This window comes from Desulforhopalus vacuolatus (genome assembly GCF_016918505.1).
In the GTDB taxonomy this organism is placed as follows: Bacteria; Desulfobacterota; Desulfobulbia; order Desulfobulbales; family Desulfocapsaceae; genus Desulforhopalus; species Desulforhopalus vacuolatus.
This window is the reverse complement of record NZ_JAFFPZ010000014.1, coordinates 64,290-85,365: the sequence shown is the minus strand read 5'-3', so window position 1 is coordinate 85,365 and position 21,076 is coordinate 64,290. Positions and strand designations below refer to the sequence as shown.

Annotated in this window: 17 protein-coding genes and 1 pseudogene; all 18 read right to left on the bottom strand. The window is 51.0% G+C overall.

What is annotated here, in order from left to right:
- Positions 1-799: 799 nt before the first annotated feature.
- Complete coding sequence (locus JWG39_RS10245; RefSeq protein WP_205219300.1) at positions 800-2,002, bottom strand: glycosyltransferase family 4 protein; 1,203 nt, start codon at positions 2,000-2,002, stop codon at positions 800-802.
- Positions 1,999-2,394 carry a VanZ family protein gene (locus tag JWG39_RS10240; RefSeq protein WP_205219299.1) on the bottom strand — a complete coding sequence of 132 codons (396 nt, stop codon included), beginning with the start codon at positions 2,392-2,394 and terminating at the stop codon, positions 1,999-2,001. Before JWG39_RS10240 ends, JWG39_RS10245 begins: the two co-directional genes overlap by 4 nt.
- Entirely contained in the window at positions 2,391-3,803 is a 1,413-nt protein-coding gene (locus JWG39_RS10235; protein WP_205219298.1) for a hypothetical protein, read from the bottom strand. The genes JWG39_RS10240 and JWG39_RS10235 overlap by 4 nt, the downstream gene beginning before the upstream one ends.
- On the bottom strand, positions 3,803-5,017 hold the full coding sequence (locus JWG39_RS10230) for a glycosyltransferase (protein ID WP_205219297.1): 1,215 nt from the start codon (positions 5,015-5,017) through the stop codon (positions 3,803-3,805). The genes JWG39_RS10235 and JWG39_RS10230 overlap by 1 nt, the downstream gene beginning before the upstream one ends.
- Positions 5,018-5,039: 22 nt before the next feature.
- Positions 5,040-5,183, bottom strand: a pseudogene (locus JWG39_RS17390) (serine acetyltransferase); the annotation flags it as partial.
- Between the two features lie 349 nt (positions 5,184-5,532).
- Positions 5,533-6,672 (bottom strand): glycosyltransferase family 4 protein, encoded by a 1,140-nt coding sequence (locus JWG39_RS10220; protein ID WP_205219296.1) that lies wholly within the window; start codon positions 6,670-6,672, stop codon positions 5,533-5,535.
- The gene (locus tag JWG39_RS10215; RefSeq protein WP_205219295.1) at positions 6,669-8,849 is read right to left on the bottom strand and encodes a GumC family protein; all 2,181 of its coding nucleotides are present in this window, start codon (positions 8,847-8,849) and stop codon (positions 6,669-6,671) included. Before JWG39_RS10215 ends, JWG39_RS10220 begins: the two co-directional genes overlap by 4 nt.
- A 23-nt stretch (positions 8,850-8,872) precedes the next feature.
- Positions 8,873-10,666 carry an oligosaccharide flippase family protein gene (locus JWG39_RS10210; RefSeq protein WP_205219294.1) on the bottom strand — a complete coding sequence of 598 codons (1,794 nt, stop codon included), beginning with the start codon at positions 10,664-10,666 and terminating at the stop codon, positions 8,873-8,875.
- Between the two features lie 19 nt (positions 10,667-10,685).
- Positions 10,686-11,750, bottom strand: coding sequence for an SLBB domain-containing protein (locus tag JWG39_RS10205; RefSeq protein ID WP_205219293.1), 1,065 nt, complete (start codon positions 11,748-11,750; stop codon positions 10,686-10,688).
- Between the two features lie 57 nt (positions 11,751-11,807).
- On the bottom strand, positions 11,808-13,013 hold the full coding sequence (locus JWG39_RS10200) for a PP2C family protein-serine/threonine phosphatase (RefSeq protein WP_205219292.1): 1,206 nt from the start codon (positions 13,011-13,013) through the stop codon (positions 11,808-11,810).
- A gap of 268 nt (positions 13,014-13,281) precedes the next feature.
- On the bottom strand, positions 13,282-14,832 hold the full coding sequence (locus tag JWG39_RS10195; RefSeq protein ID WP_205219291.1) for a hypothetical protein: 1,551 nt from the start codon (positions 14,830-14,832) through the stop codon (positions 13,282-13,284).
- Positions 14,833-15,396, bottom strand: a complete 564-nt coding sequence (locus tag JWG39_RS10190; RefSeq protein WP_369130607.1) for a serine O-acetyltransferase — start codon at positions 15,394-15,396, stop codon at positions 14,833-14,835.
- 5 nt (positions 15,397-15,401) lie between these two features.
- A complete protein-coding gene (locus JWG39_RS10185) occupies positions 15,402-16,379 on the bottom strand; it encodes a glycosyltransferase family 2 protein (protein ID WP_205219289.1) in 978 nt (325 codons plus the stop codon).
- A 13-nt stretch (positions 16,380-16,392) separates the two neighbouring features.
- Positions 16,393-16,878 (bottom strand): ATP-binding protein, encoded by a 486-nt coding sequence (locus JWG39_RS10180; protein WP_205219288.1) that lies wholly within the window; start codon positions 16,876-16,878, stop codon positions 16,393-16,395.
- Positions 16,871-17,206, bottom strand: coding sequence for an STAS domain-containing protein (locus tag JWG39_RS10175; RefSeq protein ID WP_205219287.1), 336 nt, complete (start codon positions 17,204-17,206; stop codon positions 16,871-16,873). Before JWG39_RS10175 ends, JWG39_RS10180 begins: the two co-directional genes overlap by 8 nt.
- Positions 17,193-18,596: a glycosyltransferase gene (locus JWG39_RS10170; protein WP_205219286.1), complete on the bottom strand. Its 1,404-nt coding sequence runs from the start codon at positions 18,594-18,596 to the stop codon at positions 17,193-17,195. The genes JWG39_RS10175 and JWG39_RS10170 overlap by 14 nt, the downstream gene beginning before the upstream one ends.
- A gap of 20 nt (positions 18,597-18,616) precedes the next feature.
- Positions 18,617-18,949, bottom strand: coding sequence for an STAS domain-containing protein (locus JWG39_RS10165; RefSeq protein ID WP_205219285.1), 333 nt, complete (start codon positions 18,947-18,949; stop codon positions 18,617-18,619).
- Positions 18,950-18,967: 18 nt separating this feature from the next.
- Positions 18,968-21,064 carry a WecB/TagA/CpsF family glycosyltransferase gene (locus tag JWG39_RS10160; protein ID WP_205219284.1) on the bottom strand — a complete coding sequence of 699 codons (2,097 nt, stop codon included), beginning with the start codon at positions 21,062-21,064 and terminating at the stop codon, positions 18,968-18,970.
- Between the last annotated feature and the right edge of the window lie 12 nt (positions 21,065-21,076).

Sequence of the window (21,076 nt, the reverse complement as noted above, 5' to 3'; positions counted from 1 at the left end):
ATAAAGCGTAAATCACTCATCTTAGTATAGAGTTAAAATGAAGATCATCTCTTGCTTGACAACATCTTGAATGTTTGACGTTTTTTTTTAAAAAAATATTTTTTTTGCAAGGTGCGAAATATAAGTTCTAAACTACGGAAGGCACGGAATATGAGAGCGTAAAACGCTCAACCCCGACTTTCGGATGACTCCCAAAGTTGATTAATGGGTATCTTGAATAATCTTGTATTTCGTTCATATTCGAGGCACAGGAAGAAATTTACCGCAGGTATATGATTGATATTCCGAGGATAAATTTTTTTACTGTAACGAAGAAGATGGGCGAAAGACTGATTATTCAAGTTAGCCTAATAATTCTGGTGCACTGTACGGCTTAACTTCGGATACAAACGTTTTCGTTTAATACTATTTACATTTTGTATTGACCAGAGAGCGCGACTGCGTGGACATCTTTTTTTGTGATTACAAATGAATAAACAGGATGTAAAAAGAGCATAACTTAATAGAAATGGTCTAATCATGCGAAAAAGGGCATTTTTTATAAAAGCGTAACTTCTTAAAGTTTTTTGCCTTTATTCGCATGATTAGAGCTTTTATTCGTTGGCAAAAAGTTTTTCGCTGTTCCGTCTTTTGCTTTTCCCTGTCTCCCGTCTCCTTTCTCCCATCCCCCTGCCTTTGAATTCGCCAATAGAAAGTGAAAATGGCATTTAGTACGGTCACAACTTAATAGGAATGGTATAATGTGTTGTCCTGTTCGTGAAAATTCGTGTCCATTCGTGGTTACAAAGTGTAAATGGTATCAGAGGGATTGAAAAATTTCCGTCAGGTCCTTGTTATTGATCTCCGTAGTGTAGAGCCGTTTCACCTTCTTCCTGCCCGCTTTTGCCAGGCGTTCTCGCAGGCCATCATCCTCGAGGAGAACTGCTATCTGGGCCGCAAGATCGTTGACATCACCCGGAGTGGCCAGGAGACCGTCGCGGCCATGCTCGATCAACTCGGGGATTCCGGTAATCCTCGTGGAAACGACCGGGATTTCCTTGGCCATCGCCTCCATGAGCACAACTGGGACGCCTTCGGCAAAACTTGCCAGGACAAAAATATCTGCCCGGTCATAGTAGCCCCGCACCTTGTCCTGGCCCATGGCACCGGCAAAGGTGATGTGCTGCTCAATACCCAGCTCCCTGCTCAACTGCTGGAGTGACTCCATATCCTGCCCGCCACCAACAAAGTTAAGATGAAGACATGCACCCCTTTCGATAAGCCGGGAGCAAGCCTCGATCAGGATGTGCTGTCCCTTGGCCGGAACCAGACGACCGACGCAGAGCAGCTGCATCACCTCATTTCCCGGCAGGGAACGGGCTGTGTACACCTCAGGGTCGATGCCACAGCGGATGATGTGAAAACCTGTCCACAGGTTGTGCTCTGTAATGCGCATCAGTTGGCTGGAGCAGTAGTGGCTGATGGAGCGGACAAAGGATGCGTTTTCAATCTTTTCCTTTAAAAGACTGGACTCCACCCCGTAAAAGATGTCCGGGCCGTGTACGGAAAAACTGTAGGTGATGGTTCCGTACCGCTTACCGAGCATCGCCACCAGGGCGGTGGAATCTCCAAAATGCTCGTGGACATGATCGACTCCTTTTTCGCGCATCCAATCCACGAGGATTGCGGCTTCAACAAGGTAGCCAAACGCCTTGATCAGGCTTTTCGGGCCCCTGAAGACAAAGGAGAGCGCGGTGACGGCCATGCGAAGGTAACCTGCGGGCGAGCGAAAAAAACATCTCATCTGGGCGGAAAGGATCGCCACAGGCATCATTGCCTTCATGACCAGGGTCCTGGCCGCTTCTCTCTGTTCCTCTTCTGTCATCTGCTCCACATCTGGAGACGGATTTACGGAGGCGGTTACGACCTCGATGCCTGCTTCTCGCAGGGAGCAGATCTCCCTGAAAATAAAGGTATGGCTGAGTGCGGGATAGACACTGCACAGGTAGACAATGCGTTTCATGAGGAATCCCCCGGAGGAGTAAAGTATTTTATCTTTATTCTGATAATACCGCCGATAAAAAGCCCTGCCAGGGCACCCAGGTTATTGGCAATGAGATCGTGGGCGCTGAATTCGCGGCCCGGTACTGACCTCTGCATATACTCAAGAAGATAGCCATAAGGCGCAACGCTCAGAGCCACAAGAAGAGCCGTCTTGCGCTCTGGAATCCCGTAAAGAGGCAGGGCAGCAAGGAGCAGAAAGAAAAAGGCGTGGAGAATTTTGTCTATGCCGAACTGCTCACCTGGAGGGCTCATTTTCGGCACAAGAGAACCTGCGGTAATGACAACGAGGATGACTAACCAGAGTATTATACTTAATTTTTCCGATTTTGTCTCAGGCAGTTGAATGTTCAAATATCACCTCCTATCAAGCGTGTGGCAAACGTTTCTTCCATGTCTTCTTCCTCCAGGTCCAACTCCCCGCTCTCGGTATCCTGCACCCCCTGGGTCAACATGGTGTTAATGCCACCGGCAAAGAGCATGAAGATCGGGTTCACCATCGCGTTGAGCAAATTATCAATCATGTAAATGGTAAGCATGGTTGCAAAAACAGAGGCAGCGGCGTAGCGCTCACTGGTCCACTGACCGGACGGCACCTTGATCAGTAAAAGCACCATGGGCAGGACAATGGTCACCGTCATGAGTACGATCCCGTAGATGCCCCGGACCCCGTAGACAATGATCCATAAGCCGTCCGTGATGGTGAGATCCTTGCCGTCCTCGTCATATACCCGGGACCGCCCCCATCCTGCCCATCCAAAGAAGCTGCCCTTCTTGGCCTTGTCAATCAGCATTTCCTCATTGTCAAACCGAAATTGCAGGGACTGGGCCCTTTCGGCACTGTATTTTCGCTCAATCCAGCTGGAGAGATTGGTGCCATCCCAATAACCAGTACTCCTGCTGATTATATAAGCCGGAGGAATGAGGAGCAGAATGATAAAGAGAACGGGATTCCTGAACCGGCAGGTTGTAAGGAGGGTGAATATCCCAAGCATAAAAAGTCCGAGAGCGCCGCTTGATTTCATCAGCAGGGTCGTGACAAGAAGGGGCGGGATAAACCATTTGGTCGCAATGGGCACCATGGGCAGCTTTTGCGGTAACTGTTTGGAATATAAGAGCCAGATCCCGAAAAAAGAAGCAGAGACCATCCACATGGCCACCATCAAGCCGTGCTGCATATAGACCACCGGCCGAAAACCTCCCGACCGTATGGATTGTAGAATGTTGGCCTGGCTGAAACCGTAGGTCATCCGGTGCAGCTGCGGGCTGATAGCCATCTCTAAGAAACAGAACGGGATATAAATGATGCCACCGATAAAAATAGCCAGGGCCAGGGTTTTCAATCCCTTTGGGTCAGCGAAATAAACCTTGGCGACAAAATACGGCATTCCCCAGGTGACGATCTGCTGGAGACTTTCGGACAAGCCGTCATAGGCACCAATGCCATTAGCCAGCGATGAAAAAAAAGGACAGGTGCACCAGAGAATCATGGGGATGTCCACCACGCCAGGGCGGACCGACATCAGGGTTTTACGGTCAAAGATAAAAGCACCGGCAAGAACGGCAACGCATGTGGAGAACATCTTGGACAGATCCGGCAAACCGGGGATGGGAATGGTTGCCTCCGGCAGAAACATCCAGCCGAGAACAAAGGCACCGGAGACCACAACCCTTTTCTCAAACTTTGAAAAAGCCCAGACCACAAATGGCATCCAGGAAATCAGGGCAAGAGGCACCAGTGCATTTCCGCGTGCTCCAAGCATTAGAGAATATCCTCCACCACGAGCTTGAGTTTTTCGCGCCAGCTGTTCGACTGATCGTAGAACTGCTCCTGGACCGTCTGGCAGGCGGAGACTTTCTCCTGATAGAACGCTGCATCCTCAACCAGTCGTTTCACCCCCCGGCAATAGTCATCAACATTGTCTGGTCTTGCCTCTACCACAGCCGCCCTGACATCGTCAATAGCCGGGCAGACGGCGGAAGTGAGAACCGGGCGGTTGTTGAGGATAGATTCGGCCACCACCTTGTTAAACCCCTCTTCAAACTCCATTCGTGTAGGAACGATGAACGCATGGGAGTTTTGGATGAGCTCCAGCATCTTCGACCGATGGCAATAACCGTGGACACGAAAGATATCAGCAATGCCTCTTTCTGTGACCAGTCGGCGCAGTTCATCCTCCTGGGAACCATCCCCGGCAATATCCCAGATGATCCTGTTTTTACACTCACCTTTCAGCCTGGTGCAGATCTCGACAAGATCAAAAATACCTTTGTTTACCTCCAACCTGCCAGCAAAAAGAATATGGAATGTATTGCCGTAATAGACAGGCTTTCGAATCGATTCAAAGGTTTCCCGGCGATAGCAGGGATAGAAGCGGTGCACTGGCCGGAGTCGATTTCCTCCGATCAGCTGGAGCTGACTCCGGATGTCTTCAGAGATGCAAAGTATCCCCGGAGCCCGCCTGGTAAACAAACTGCGGTTGAAAAAATTAAGCAGCCGTTGCCTGGCACTCACAGGGCTGAATTTGGGCCAGAGGGTACAGTGAATAGTGGGAACGATGGCCAAATCTCCGGGGCTGTACCAGTCAAGGGCAAAAAGGTGGCCCGTGCTCTCGGCGGCGATAAGGACGTCCGCCCTCTGCTTTTTCGCGGTCTGGACCAGTCTTTTCGCGTAGGAAAGTTGCTGAAGGTGGTACTTGATGCCAGTGGCCTGCTGTGCCTCTCCTCCCCCTGACCATTTGGGCCTGTTCTCGACGACGAACTGGTCGGTCTTAAACGTGTCAATTCTCGGGTTCGAGGAGACGGCCACGCCTCTGACGCCCAGTTCCCTGCAGGCCTGAAAAAACTGCCCCGAATAGGTAACTGCTACCTGATGGAGATCCTCCTTCCCTGAATTCCAGGACTGAAAGGTCTTGACCACGTCCCCGGGGCCTGCGGCGTACATGAGGCATATATCTTTTCGTTTTTTCTCAGCCACCGTTCTTCCTCTTTTCTGAGATGATACGTGCTGGAATCCCCACAGCCGTGGCCCCTGGCGGTATATTCTCAAGAACCACGGCGTTGGCGCCGATCCTTGCGTGGTCGCCGATGGTCACACCACCGAGGATCTTTGCTCCGGCTCCGATATCCACATGCCCGCCTATTCTGGGAAGCCCCGGTACAGGTCCGGTACCAAGCGTCACCTGCTGCAAAATCAGACAGTTCGGCCCCACCACTACATCCGGATGGATGACCACGCCCTGTGGGTGAAGAATGATGGCCCCGCCACCGATCTGCGCGTTAACGGGAATATCACTGCCGCAGACCACAGACCAGAAACGATGGCGGAGGACAATGAGCGGCCTCATCAGTCGCTTCAGCCAGCCTTCCTGGTTTTGGTATTCGCGGATGGTGCGGAGCAATCTCTTCCAGGGCTCATAACGGCCTGGCCTGATTGCCTCCCTTGCCCAATCGGGAACTTCAGCTGAAATTGTCTGCATCTCGTTTTTCATATCAGCGCCACAGGGTTGGAAATTTGTCTCTGAGCAGCCGGGCTCTCTGAGCAGCCGTCCGCTCCCAGGTAAACTCGCCCGCCCTGACCCGTGCCTGCTCTCCCAGGTAAACTCGCAAATCATGGTCTTCTGCCATCCTGCGCAAACCCTCTACCCAGGCCGAGATATCCTGATCTGGGAGGATCAGGCCATCCTGCTGGTCACGGGCAATGGCACCAGCTCCCATTTCAGTCACCAGGACGGGTATGGAGTGGGCCATTGCCTCATAGGTAACCATCGGCCCACCCTCCTCCAGGGTTGGAAAAACGAAGACATCAGCTTCTTTGTAGAGGTTTCCAATATTTTTTGTATAGGGCAGATAGCGGACGTTTTTTCCCTCCAGCAGGTTGCCGAAATGTTGCCGGATCTCGTCGGCAATCCCCCCGCACAGGATGAGCTCTCCGTCAATGTTCGCCTCTTGCCAGGCCTTGAGCAGCAGGGGAACACCTTTTCGTACGCAGAGGGTACCCACAAAAAGAAAAATTGGTCGCCCTTTCCTGGGAATTCGTTTGTCACGCTCGGGGAAACGGGCTGGATCCCAGCCATAACTGGTCGCGAGCAGTTTCTCCCCTGGCACATTGTTTTCGAGCATGGTCCGGCTTACCATGGGGCTCGGACAAAAAATACCATCACATAAAGCGAGTTTTTCCTCTTCCTGCTCGATATCCCTGTCACTTATGGAACAGGCGTCCGGCAGGCCGAGAGATTCGTATGCCTGGCGGAGGATATCCCGGGAGCTTCTCCGGTGGCAGTTGATTCGTTCGATGACGATCTTTGCCCCCTTTTCCCTGAAAAAAATGAAGACCTCTACAGGCAGGGCAGCCCACAGATAGACGATGTCAGCGTCGCCCTCTTTCTGCTTAAAGAGTTTTATCACGGCTTTTTGTGGACTCTGGCTGTCCCCGAAACGGTACATGAGCTTTTTCTTGATGCCCCTCGCGGCAGGGATCACCCAGGGAAAGCGATGTGCCTCATCCACGCTCGGTACGTAGAGCCTGGATGACAGCCGCGTCTCATTCCACCAGCGGCACAGAGACAGGGGAACATGACTGTTGCCGAGGTTGCTTGCATGAAATCCAAAAAGAACCGGCAGATACTTCATGAATTCATCTCCTTTTTCCGCTCCCCACCTTTTTCTCGCTTTTTTCTGACAACTCGTCGGGCCATGCGTTTCTGGACCCCCTCAATGAGATTGTTCACCATATCTTTTTCCTTTGTCCCACCCCAGTTAAGAACTGGGGCCAGGGCCTTGATTTTTAAACGGAAGAAAAATGACGCAGTCATATACAGGTCTTTATACAGGGTCGTATCACCTTTGCTGACTATGACAGCCACGTCAGCCACCCCGCAAAGCAGCTCAGTGAGGTCGCTGGTGAGGATGGGATAGGTGTACACAAAGATCACATCGTACCTGCCGCGCATCTCGCTCACCAGGTCGATAAAATTACGACTGGTGGCCTCCAGGGCGCTGACGGGCCTGCCGGATGGGATAATATCCAGACCTCTCTCCCCCTCATGGAAAAGACAATTTTCCAAGGGCTCCTCACCTGCGAGAAACTCACCCATCCCCGGCCTGCCGCCATCTGCCAGCTCCAGCATCCTGGAAAGGTTGCCACCTGAATAGTCCCCGTCTATCAGCAGGATGCGAGAAATCTGTTTTTGCATCACACGGGCGGTGTTGAGCATGATTGAACAGGAGCCAACATTCCGACTGACACCGCTAAAAAGAAAGACCTTCGACTGGTGCTGTTTATGCTCGACAAGAAGGTTAATCGCAAGGCTTCTGATCGCCTTGGCGCAACGGTGATCCGGTGCTTCTTCAAGGATGTTAAGGAAATTAATCCCTTCCGGCGCCATGGAAATGGGCCACAACGGCTTGCTGCCCACCGCAAACTCGATATCCTGGGGGCGGTGAATACGGTTGTCGAGCAATTCGATAAGGAGAAAGACACCTCCTGGCAAGGCAAGGGAGAGGGCCACGCAGCCCATGAGCAGTTTTTTCAGGTTGGAACCGCTGGGGGACTCTGGAAAACGAGCCCTGGACTCGATGCTAACCCGCTGCGAGGCGCTGGACTCAGACTCCAACTCCAGAATCCTGGTGTCGAGGCGAAAGAGAAAGTCTCGCTTGTTGTAAAGGTCCTTTTCAAGGGCGCTGCCCTTGAGGATCCCCAGGGAGACTTCGTTGGCTCTTGTCCTTGTGGCCTCCAGTTGAATCCTGAGCTGGCCTTCGGTATCGCTGGCCGCCTGAAACTGGGCTCGGCTGGAAAGAATTTCCCGCTCTATTTCATAATCCCGCTTACCCGTCAGGATCCACTCGGCCTTACTGCGCACCTCTTCCCCCAGTTTAGCCTCGTACTTCTTCATGGCTGCCATCCGTTGTTCGACATACTGCCGATCTTTGTTCTCCCTGGTGATGCCGTCAATGGAGGCACGCAAGCTCTGCAGCTGCTGGTAGGTCCAGGAGGCAGTGAAATCAAGCGACTGGTCTTTCAGAACCACCTCGTCGATCATGGGAGCAAGGGAAAGACTGGCGAGCGCCTTACCTTTTTTCAGAGCCTGGTTGTAACTGCTTTCTTTTTCAATCCGTACCGCCATCTGCTGCAGGTAGATTTTTTGCAACTGCTCAACCTGCTTCTGCACCATGTTGTAGTCTTCGACAAAGGCAGAAGAGTTGATCTTTTCGGCGACCTCCTTGACGGCCTTTTCCAGGTCAATGACCTCGCGCTCGATCCCGTCACGCTTCTCCCTGAGGAATTTGAGGCGGGAGAAATACTTGTTTTCATCTTCCTTCATGAGCTTGTCGAGATAGGCTGCCATAAGGCTGTTGAGGGCGCCAGCGAGGCCCAGCTGCCGGCCTCCTGTCAGAGTGAGCTGAATAATATGGGTACGCGACACGGGTTTGATCTGGACCCGCCCGCGCAGCATATTTATGCGGCCAACTTCATCAAGGAAAGGGGGGAAAAAGGCCTCTTTTTCCTTCCTGGTCATCTTTTCTATGGCAGTCTCAACAATGCTGTCATCGCGCATGCGTTCCACCTGGGTGCGAACGTAGTCGTGAAAGAAATTGATGATTGAGGGATCTTCCGACTTGGTGATAAGAGAAGGTATTACCGGATAGATTATCAATTTTCCCGCCACGGTGTACGTCGGACGTTCAGCGAGCAGGGCCAGGGGGGCTACCATGGTGAAAATAAAGAGCGCACAGACCACGATGCTGAAGGCAAACCTCCTGATAAAACCAAAGATGTCGATCGGTTTTATCGCCTTTCGCTCAGGCATGTGCATTCTTTTGGTAATCCTGTTCAAGAGGCTGCCGAGGTTTTTCGAAGAAATGAGGGGATAAGGCCCATGGCTGTCTCGCGTTCGTCATCTGTTAAAACAAGCTTCCAGAGCAGGGGAAGTGTAAGACCAAGGTATAACACACCGCTTGCAATCACCGTGACGGCATCGGCAATTCTCCCGTTGTACGGAACGAGCGGAAGCAACAGGTAGACAACAAGGGCTGACGCTGCAGGAACAAGCCCTGGAACCATAGTCTTCCGGACAAATTCCCCCCAGCCCACCTGAAAAACAAAATTGGAGCGCCAGAAAAAAAAGAAAGAAGACGCAAGCGTCGAACCCATGATGGCAAGCACTGTTCCTGTAAGTTGGTACTGTAGCGCGGCAACAGGCAGCCAGGCGAGCACAAGAACAAGCTGGACCAGCAGGTATTCAAGCTCCCTGCCAGAGCGGTCGATACCTCGAAAAATCAGCCCCACAGGTCCGGTGCCCTGATGAATCATATAGGTGAGAGCGAGAAAAATCATCACAGGCACTCCTGACTCATATCCTTCCCCGACCCAGGCCCTGATCAAAACCGGAGCAACAGGGAGGAGAAAGAGAAAGAGGGTAAAGTTGAGAATATTGATGTGGCGAATTCCCTGGAGATAAAGCGTACGCATCTGCGGGTCATTGATACGGTCCTGGAGAAGCGACGTGTTGCGGATTCTTATGCCAAAGACAAGGCTGATCCCGGCAGCCGATACCGCCAGGATAAAGGCGAGGGACGGGGTAAACTGTTGTGCCGTCAGGCCGCACCAGAAAAACAGAGGGACGACTGAAAGAAAAAAGGCAAACAAGATAATCTCCAGATAATTCAGTGCACGCTTCCGGGGCGTAATGATCTCGTCCCTCTCCCAACCGCCACCCAGTTGCGCGGCTCTTGGAAGAAAAGCTCCGAAAGCCGCCCCGGAGACGCTCCTGGCAGTGTAGGGAAACTTACGACCTATCTCAAAAAGACCGGCAGCCGAAAGGCCGATTACAACAGATATAATCATCCGGTCAAGGGATGAAAGGAACATGGCAATGCCTCCGAGAACCTGCATCTTGCCACCGTAGACGAAAAGCTGTTGGAAATGTTCCCTGTTGAAAAGAGCAGGAGACAGCCTCAGAGAAGGCAGCAGGCGGAAGGCGACAACCATGCACAAAAGCGTGGTAATAAGGGTCCGGATGACATAGGCATACAGCATGCCCTGCAGGCCAACACCCATATAAAGGAGAATGAGGATCGCCGCAATCTCGAAAAACGACGCCAGGGTGGTGATCTTATTGACGATCACCAGCCGCTGCATACCCTCCAGGAGACTGCGGAAACAGCCGACAGTCAAATCGAAGCAGAAAATCAGGGCTGTGCCGATAAACATGAAGGAGGCAAGCGGCCTGAGAACCGGCTCGATATTGAAAAGCTGGTGAAGAAAGGGCAGCAGCAGGTAGAGCACGAGAACAAAGAGGGAGCAGAGTACAGCCATGCAGATGATGCCGGTGGAGAAAAGGGAGTTGATCTTGTTATGCTGCCCTTCCCGCAGGTACTGGGCGCAATACCTGATATAGGCCGTATTGACACCAAAGGCCCCCAGGGCAACATAGGAGAGAATGACAAAGCAGATGGACCAGAGGCCAAACTCCTCAAGACTAAGGCAGGTGAGGACGTACGGTGTGATGAGCAGGCGGCTGGCAAGATAGATCGCAGTTGCGATAAGCCCCGCTGCTGAATTGTGGACCATGGAGTCCTTTTTGATGTTTTTCTGATCAATTGCTGCCTTCACATCTTTTTTCACTTGTCTCACCGTCCCTTGATTATTCACTCGTTCCCAGTACCTGATAGTCCGTAAGAGCTGAATTACTGAAGTAGAGAATCTGAAACGCAGGCATGATTTCTTCCATCAGGTAACGGAACTTATGCATCCCTTTGGGGCTGAGGTATACGATATCCTCATCCTGAAGGACAAAATTCTCGGCAAACTGAGCGTTTTCAATCATCCGGGCAAGGTTGATCTGGCGGACGGTCCCGTCCTGCTGCTGATTGCGGCGGATCAGGTAGACCTTATCGAGGTTGGCGTGATTAGTGAAACCACCTGCCCTCATGATGGCATCAATAAGATTGATACCTGGTCTGATCTGAATTGCGCCAGGTTTAGCGACCTCGCCCATGACATAGACCATGGCCTCTTCAGCGGCCGGGATAAAGATGACATCGTTGTTCTGGATAGCGCAGTTCAAGGCCATATTACCATTTTGCAAAAGATCCTTGAGGTCAATCCAGATGACAAGGTCGTTGCCCCTGATAATCGCGCATCTGGTAAGAAAGGTCTCCTTGCCCTGGTAAGGAAGCCCTCCGGCCAGGGCAAGGGCTTCCAGCAACGTGCCGTTGCCGGGAAATCTCACGACCCCGGGCTTGACGACGCGACCCAGGACAAAGGCCTTGTTGTTGTTGTACTCGTTGACAGCAATATGTACTTCGGGGCTCTCGTAGAGGCGGGCAAGTTTTGTCGCGACTTCCTCAGTAACCTCTCTGAGGCTTTTCTTGTTTACAGAAATAAGACCAATCCTTGCAATGGCTATGGTCCCGTCCGGCGAGACCACCATGGTTTCATCATCCAACTCCGGCCGACGCCAGACCTTGAGGGAGAGGACATCTCCAGGTCCAAGCAGGTAGATTCTGTTATTGCTCTTTGAAAACTGACGAATAACATCTGCGGCAGCAAAGGCTTTCGTCTTTTTCAGGGGAGAGGTTTCAAAGGAGGCTGTCGTCGGAAGCGGAGTTAATTCTCCAAAGGCCGTCGGTTTGGGGCTGAGCCCAGGACATCCCTGGAGCAGAGGAAACAAGAGAACCATAAGAAGAATATTATGGAGAAATTTCATATACCGCTCAGTTTCTGAATAAAAATCGGGGAAATTCGTAACGTACGCAATCAGTAGCTATTTTTGTTGACCGCTTCCGCCAAGGTACCTGACAGCAAGCAGAGTGATATCATCCTGAGGTGGGATACCAGCACCAAAATTGGAGATTACAGCCTTGACCACAGCCTCAGTCGCCTCTTCTGCTGAACGTCCTTTCTGCTCCCCAATTGTGATTTGAAAGCGTTTATCTGAAAAAAGTTCCCCTCCTCCGTTTCTGTACTCAGGCAGTCCATCCGTATAGAGGAAAAGGATGTCCCCTGGTTCCAATTGAGCTTTTCCTTCATCAAAAGGGAGGATTCCTCCCAGGCCAATTATCGTTCCCCCCTCTTTTAACATGAGGAGCTCTCCATCATTTTTTAAAAGAAGAGGTGGAGGATGACCGGCGCTACTGTACAAAATTTGTCCATTTCGGGTGTTGAGCACCATATACGAGATGGTAAAATACTTATCAAATCGCTCCAAAGGGTAACTCTTGTCAAGATTAGCCAGGACTTCTGCAGGAGACACTATTTCGTAGTACGGTGGCTGACTGGTGTTCATCTTAAGAATCATTCCTGTATTGGAATGCAACTGCTGGTGGACAGAGGCAGTGACCATGGCAGCCGGAACTCCATGGCCGCAGACATCGAGGACATACAGCCCATAATGATCCTTATCCAAACGAAAGATATTAAGAATATCGCCACCTACAGCATCGCACGGTTGAAATTGCCAGGCAACCTCTATGGCATTATCCTTCGGAGGTTTAGATGGCAGAAAACTTTTCTGAATCTCTGCTGCGGCTTTGAGGTCATTTTCGAGCAAAGCTTGTTTTCGCCGCAGATTCCTGTTCACCTTCATGAGCTGGTCGGTGAGCGAACTGATTTCCAGTTGAGTACGAATTCTCGCCAGGAGTTCCCCCCCACTGAAGGGTTTCGTTATATAATCCCTGCCACCAACCTCCAGCCCTTTTATCTTGTCAGCGGTGTCCTGCATGGTGGTGAGAAAAATAATTGGGATATCTACCGTTGCAGGGTTTTCCTTTATGCGGGAACACGTCTGATATCCATCAATACCAGGCATCATAACGTCCAGAAGGATCAGTGCTGGATGTATTTCTGCTACCAGGGCCAGGCCTTCCTCTCCAGATGTCGCTACACGAACATCGTAGTAAGGTTCAAGTGTTGCGCCAATTGACAAGAGGACTTCTACACTGTCGTCAATAGCAAAAATAGTAGTTGGCATAACTTAAGTTTTAAATCGTATTCATTGATTACAAAAAACGTACTCTCGTATCAGTTTATCCCCGGAAAATTTCCAATCCGCAGGACGCCTGTTTTTGGGGGGGCAAAAAAGATATATTTTCAAAAATTGAGATTAATACACTGGATTTTGAGCAATTTATTTCACCTTTTAGACATAAAGATCCCGTTCATATCAGGATACCCATTAGATATTCTTCTTGCCTCAGCCTCAAGTAAAAAGCCAGTAAATATTATCAAGGTAACTCTTCTCACTTTTCATGCATTTCTCCTGCAGGCGTAACCCTGTTGAGAACAGCCTTTAATTTGGGGGAGTACCGGATATCCTCGTCATAATATTCCGCAAGCCCCCAGCTCCCCCACTTGGACCAGATTTCAGTGGAAAGCCAGTGACAAAGCAACCCGTCAGCGCTGATTTTCTTCCACTCATCAAGATATCGATCATAGAGGCTGCCCATCCAGGGAGCGCGGTTGGCCTCCAGAAAAAGAGAGGTCAACTGCTCATCATTTTCCGCGCCTTGTATACCCACGAGATGCTGTCCCCCCTCATAGGCTATCAGTGAGACCCCGTACCGTTTCGCTGTTTTTCTTCCGTCTCTCATCCATTGAATACTCCTGGCGAGGATGCTGCCCGTTACCTTGTACTCAAGCCACACAATGGACCAGTCTCGCACCTGCGCGAGCGAAGGCGTTGATCGGGTTGAGACGTTAAGGGTAATATAGGGTGCTATTGCAAGGGCGTCGCACTTCTGCCAGGCCTTGCGAAAACTCAGTCTTTCGGTGTTGACGGCCGGGTTTGCCGCCTGGCCTGCAATCACCCTGACCAGCCTTTCACGAGAGCCGAACACCTCCTCCCAGATACGAAAAATTTCAAGGGAGCGCTGGACGCTGAAACGGTGGCCAGCCTGGACCGGATTGTCACTTAATTTCCGCGCCAGCCCCTGCTCACGACAATACTGTGTCTGACTGAACAGGGGATTCCACGTCTCGTTGGAATACTCAATATAGATGGGCAGTTCAGGATCCAGCATCTCCCTGACCATGCCAGCATACCTCCGGATATAGTCATCGTCGGCCTTGTGGGGAATCGAAAACCAGGGCGAGGCATGAAGACCGTTGGCTATGGCCACAGCCACCTCCATCGGTGCCCCGTGCACAGTCCATCTGGCGTCATTTATCCTTGCCCGCTGGTGCCAGTGCTGTTCTCTGGAGTTGTTGACAGCCAGGAACTCCATGAAGCGAACCGCCTTCACCCCCTGCCAGCGTTGGAGAAAACCGGGACGAAGCAAACCGTCATTTTCAGTAAAACCTGGCGGGTAAACCCGGATATTCCTGATATAATCGGAAGGCTCAGTTTCCTTTATCTGGATCCAGACGATCCCCTCATCGCCGGTGACCTCAAACTCAACCTTGCCGCTGCTCTGTTTGAAAACACCATCGACGTTATTGATATCAATCCTGCCTCTGCCATCAAAAAAAAGGGTATACGTCCCATGAGGGTAGTGTCCTTCGCGGATGTTAAGGATGCAGGTTTCCGCCCATGTACCTGGGGGCAGCCTTTTGACCCAGCCCCTTTCGTCAAGCTCAAGAGGCGGCCCCTTTCCCCATGGCTTATCGCGCTCCTGACTGACCCAGGAGCGGGAAAGACGGAAAAAATCGACAAAGGGGAGTTCAGAGTTCCAGTCGTGGACACCGGCAAGGTTAATTCCCAGCTGCTGGCAAACGGCAGGACCTGTCACCAGAGTGAACATGACTAAAAAGATCAGCCAGGTACAACACAGCATGTGCAGTAGTCGCCGCATCTACTTTTGCGTCTCCCTGGTTTTGTTTTGCCCCTCTCCGTGGCTCTCCCCGCAGTTCACCCTTCTTTTTTTCAGGATAATTCGGGCCGGGATACCGACAGCAATAGAATGGTCCGGAACGTTGCAGATCACCACCGAGTTTGCCCCGATTTCAACGTCGTCCCCAACAGTGATCGGCCCCAGTATCTTGGCTCCGGCACCGATGCTCACCCGATTCCCCAGCCGTGGAGCAGCCTTAACCTCGACATTTTTCAGGCCGACGGTGACCCCGTTTCTGAGAATGCAGTCATCACCAAAACTCGCGTAGCCGGAGATAATGATATCACCAAAATGGTCAATGCGAAAATTCCTGCCTACCGGAACCTCACAGGGAAGCTCAATGCCGGTAACGATCTGAATCAGCTTGAAGCAGAATTTGTAGACAACGGAGAAAAATTTGCGGACAACTGGTGGTTTCAAGCCATAGCGCCATCTGCCAAAGCGGTAGACAACCATCACCCAAAAGCCCTGGCACCCCCAGTTTCCCTGGTGCGTCTGTAAATCCTGACGAATATTGTTAAACATGATTCCTACCACGGTGTTGACGGCGAAACGCTGCCGCATTGTGTTTCTCTCAAAGATATCTGAATCTTCTTCATAATCGTTACAGACGAGATTTTTTTTGCCTTCCTGTTTTTTTTCCCTGGGATGCAGTTAACAAGATAGCGCAGACCGTGCCAGCACCACTCAACACCGGCATTAACAAGAACAGCGGCAAGGCCGTAATTCTTGCGAAAGTAGAGCCACTCGCTGCGCATTCTGAAAATCAGTATCTGGGAGGCCGCAGGGTCGTATTCTTTGTCCGTTCGCGTCTTGCTGCAGGCCCCACCGATGTGGAGAACCTCGGCGTCCGGAGTAAAAAATACTTTCCAGCTGGCCCGTTTGGCACGCAGACAGAGATCAGTCTCCTCGTAGTAGATGTAAAAACGTTCGTCAAAAAAACCAATTTTCTCCAACAGCTGCCGCCGATACATGGTAAAGGTGCCAGGCACCCAGTCGACCTCAATCGGGTGGTCATGGGGAAAACCACCAAAGTTGCAGCGGTTGAAAAAAGTGGAGCCCGGCAGACGCGCACTGATACCGGAGACAGTGAGCAGTTTATACCATGCGTTGGGAAAGCGGCGCGCGGAAGGATCCAGGTCGCCGTCCAGATTTACCAGTCGACCGCCACAGAGCCCGCAGTCCGAGTGGGATTCGAGAAATTTGCGGACATTTCGTACGGCGTTTTGACGGATATAGGCGTCAGGATTGAGAAGGAGAATAAATTCTCCACCCGCTCTTTCCCATGCCTGGTTGTTGGCGGCTGCAAAACCGCAGTTTTCCCTGTTGACAATAAGATGTATCTGTGGAAATTTTTTTGCGACCATCTCTGCGGAGTCATCGGCGGAGTCGTTGTCAACGACAAAAACCTCCATCTCCTCTTCACCCGACTTATCAAACAAATCCTGCAGACATCTGGCCAGGATTTCCCTTGTGTTGTAACTGACAATAATGACGGATACCTTCATGGACACTCCGTTGTTAAAGAGATGAAAGGGGGGCCTGGCCTTGTCTCTCTTCGCCAGCAGGCTTTTTTTTCACCATGGTGATACAGTTCCAGCCATCCTCGTGAGTGTAATTCACCTCATTCATGAAGCTGCGCATGAGAAAAACACCGTAGCCATTTTCCGGATGGTTCTCCAGGTCAGGGTCCTTGATGCTGGCGAAGTCGAAAGGTTCGTTAAAATCCTTGACCTTGATGACCATGGCCTGTTCATCAAACCTGATCTGTATGATTACATCTTTTGTGCTGTCCTTGCGGGAACCATGTTTAACCGCATTGGTGCAGGCCTCACTGACCACAAGTTCAAGGACAGACAAAAATTCCTTAATCGCATCAGGTTCAGTTATATCACGGCAGAAAATCGCGCCAGTGCTGGCTGCGAACTGAACCGCAACCCGCACGTATCTCGTCGAAGGAGGAAAAGTCAGTTCCAGGGTATCCATGCCTGTCTTGTTTTCAATCAAAACTTTTCACAGCCTCCTCAACCGAATCATAGATATCAAACACCCGGTTCAGTCGGACGATCTCAATCAGGGGACGAATATCGTCCGTAATACAGGCGAGCTTGATGTCTCCATCCTTCTGTCGGAACTGGCGTAGTGCTGAGACAATGCAGCCAAGGCCGCTGCTATCCATGAAAGAAACCTTGCTGAAATCGAGAACGAGCATGATTTTTCCTGCATCTGCAAGTTGTGCCATGGCATCACGAAATTCCTGGGCGGTGTCCGCCTCCAGGCGGTCCTCAATCTGGACCTGCGTGATATTTCCTGTCTGACTGCTATGTATCGGCATAGTCTTTCTCCTGTAGTTGCCATCGGTTGATGAGGGTTTTGAAGATAACCTTGATATCCATGACGAGACTACGATTGGCGGTAAAGAAACGCTCTGTTATCTCCTCCTGGAAATTTCCTTCTACAATATTTTCAGCTTCAGAAAAAGAAAAAACTCCTGGCAGATAACCGGCGAAATCGTCAAAGAAAATTTTCCCTTCCGATGTGGCAACAATGGGCTTGTTGCCCACCAGATCAAGTTTGCCGCTGAGGACCCCGGGCAGGAGCACGACTTTGTCCAGGGCCAGTCCGCTGGCAATTCTGGCCCCCAGAGATGCCCGCCTGATTCTGCAGATTTTTACGGTAAACGGTGTTCCATCTGCAAGGAGAATGCTTTTTTCTTCCTCCTGCCAGTTGCCCCCGTTTTTCAATAAAAACTGCATTACAGTGGCTGGAACAACACCGACAACATAGAAAAAAAGAGCCATGCACCAGTGCAGCAGTATTTTCAGGGGGTGACATCCTGTTGCATTGCTGATCCCGGAAAGGAGATGCTGGTCAACAAACTTGAACGCATTACCGGTTTCTACCGAGATGGCCATATTGGAGTGGACGATCTTTTCTTTTATGGTCAGGTCACCGCCAATATAGGTGTTGTCTAAAATGATGGAATTCTCGATACGCGACCCTCCGTCAACGATGACATTATTGCCGATGACAGCACCGGGGCCAATCTCGCAGTTTTTTCCGAGCTGCACGTTGTTGCCAAGGAGAATGGGCCTGGTGATTTTTACGCTTTTCGGCAGGGTAACGTTTCTGCCAATATAAACGCCCTCCTCATTGTTATAGCCGGGGAGGATATAACGGTGCGCATCGCGGGAAAGGATATCCATGGAATGGGAAAAAATATCTCCAATCTCCATTATGGGGTGGATGCTCAGATCCAATCCTCCCCCTTTGATGATGGCAGGTGGCCCGCTTTCCCCTTGAAAGCGAATTTCTCCCCCCTCGCAGCACAGCTCAGCCCCGCCACCTCCGGGAAGAAAAAGAGCACCATAGTCACCACCCTTATCAAACCTGATAAAAAAGAACCCATCCAGGATCAGCAGCGGATCTTCGCCCCTAAAACTGCTGTTTTTTTTGAGAATGTCTTCAAGCTGGTCGTTTTCCCTTGTCGAACTGTACGAGATATCTATCCCCCAACGGCTTCCGGTGTCAAAATAGTCTTCTATTCTGTCATCGGGAGAGTCGAAGACAAATCGCACTTTGTCCGCCCCGCATAAAATGGCAAACTCCAGCAGATATTCAAGCAGGGGTTTATTGCAGAGTGTGATCATGGCCGGATGGTATACCGGCACCAGCTCACGCAGCCAGCGGCATCGTTCTTCCTTTATAATGATGAGCCCTTTCATCGTCTTCTCTTCGTTTCTTTTTAGGCAAAAGAATGAATCGCATCGTCTGTAGTGGCAAAAACCTGAAAAATCTGGTCCGCGCGGGTAATCTCAAAGAGCATGCGGACCTGTTCGTTGATGTTCGCAAACCTCACATCCCTGTCATTCCCCATGGCACGTTTGAGCAGCCGTAAAAGGATTCCAAGGCCCGAGCTATCAATGAATTCGAGATGAGTGCAGTCCATAACGATATCTGGCTTATCCTTCATCCAGCCGTCAAATGCGCTCAGCAATCCATCTTCTGCCTCGACATCCAGCCGCCCGTCAAGACCGACGACCAGAACATTTCCAACATGTTGTTCAGAATATTGCATAACAGGATCCTCTTTGTATTAATAAGCGCCCTTCCCTGTGAGAACAGCCGGAATTGTTTTGAGAAGAATGCTGATATCCTTGAAAAAACTAGAACTCTGAATGTAGTCCATATCCAGCTGCACCTGTCCGGAAAAGGGAATGTCACTTCTACCCGAGACCTGCCAGATGCAGGTTATTCCCGGGGTAGTGTGCAGCCTTTTGCGCTGGTCCAGGGTGTACTCGGCAACCTCTCCCGGCAGTGCCGGTCGAGGTCCGACAAGGCTCATGTCCCCTTTTAAAACATTGACCAGCTGGGGCAGCTCATCGATGGAAAATTTGCGGATAAATCGCCCTGTTCGGGTCACCCTCGGGTCGTCTTTTATTTTGAATATGACCCCGTCGTCGGACTCGTTATCAGCCATGAGTTCTTCTTTTATCTTATCGGCGTTCATCACCATGGAACGAAACTTATAAAAAACAAAATGGCGTCCGTCCTTCCCCACTCTGATCTGGCTGTAGAAGATCGGCCCGGGGTCTTCGATGTAAATCAGGCTGGCAACGACAAGGAAAAGGGGAACAAGAAGGACCAGCACGGTCAGCGAAACCGTGATATCAAGCACTCTTTTGAGAAAGTAAGAAAAACCAACCGTATATTTCCAGACCGCCATCTTGGCGCGACGAGGGCTTGACAGGCGATGCGTTGCGGTGGATTCTATTTTTTCAATAAGCTTCATTCTCTTTCCAGAATCCCCGGTCATCGCCTCCCTGCTGCTTGATTCTGCCGATTTTGCTCGCAAGAGAGGTCGCGGATACAGCTTCCAGTGCATGACACGGTAGAGGAAAGCCGGGTTGCCGATAACATAGCGCCGCCACATTCTCCCTGGTTCCTGGCGCATGCGAAACGCCCACTCAAGCCCGATCTCCCGCAGCCATCGCGGGGCTCTTTTGGTCCTCTCCGAATAAAAGTCAAAAAGACCGCCTACGCCCATGAGAATATTGGGCTTAAGATACTTTTCATTCTCGCTGATCCACTTTTCCTGGAGTGGAGCTCCGAAGGCTACCAGGAGGATATCGGCCCCTGATGCGTTAATGGCCGCGACAACCTTTTCATTTTCGTTCTCCCGATCAAAATAACCGTGATGGGTACCGGCGATGTTTACCTTGCAGGTCCTGGCGAGCCTGGTCGCCATCTCCTCGGCCACTTGAGGCTGGCCACCGAGAAGAAAGAGGGAATACCCCCGGGCCGCCACCATTTCGCACAGGTAAGGGAGCATGTCGGTACCGTTGACATTTTCCTTAAGCGGGGTTTGCAGCATATTGCCAGCAAGAACGAGGCCAATACCGTCGGGAAGCACCAGATTTTCGCCCCGCAGGATCTCAAAGTAATCATGGTCGCTGAATATCTTGTTGAGGCAATCAGCGTTGACAAAGAAAATGGATCTGTGCTCATCGTTCTTGATCACTCCTTCGATATCCTCAATGGCCTCTGCCATGGTCATATTGGCGATCTTCAGGCCGAAAATCTCAAGGACATCGAGTTTAGCCCTGTCCTTACTCTGAAAAAAGAAGGTTGGGATGGTTCGCAGAAGCAACAGGGTGTCAAAGAGCAGGCTTTTCTTGAACACATATTCCCACTCAATGGCCTCCTCACCTTCGTGGCCAATCTTGCTTGCCTGCCTCACGTGGGTAAGGGAAAAGATGCCAGGCTTAAGGGCGCTGATACAGGCCTGTCTCTTCCGACCCGAGCCGTCTGAGCAGGTCCTGAGTTCAGGACCAACCAGGGCCAGACGGCTTGAGAGCACATGGTAAAAAAGGGAGAGTTTGCTAATTAAAGGGCGGGATACGTTGAAATAGTAGATCGTTACAGGTTTCGCATTGCTCCCGGCAACCGATTGAGGAGAAAAAATCATCGTGCCCCGGATCAGTTTTCGCATCAGAAGAACAAAGTGAACCGGCAGGGTAGCCAGGATAAGCACAGGAATGGTGAGGTGCAATTCCACCAATCGATTGAAAATAAAAGCCAGGAACGCGGTAAGTTGAAAAGACAGGCGGAGCCTTCTGCCCTTCCTGTGCCCTCTGCCGCTTCCATGAAGCTGTAGCAGTTTTTTCAGCTCGTCGTTTCGTGTCTCTGTCATGGTATCCTCTGG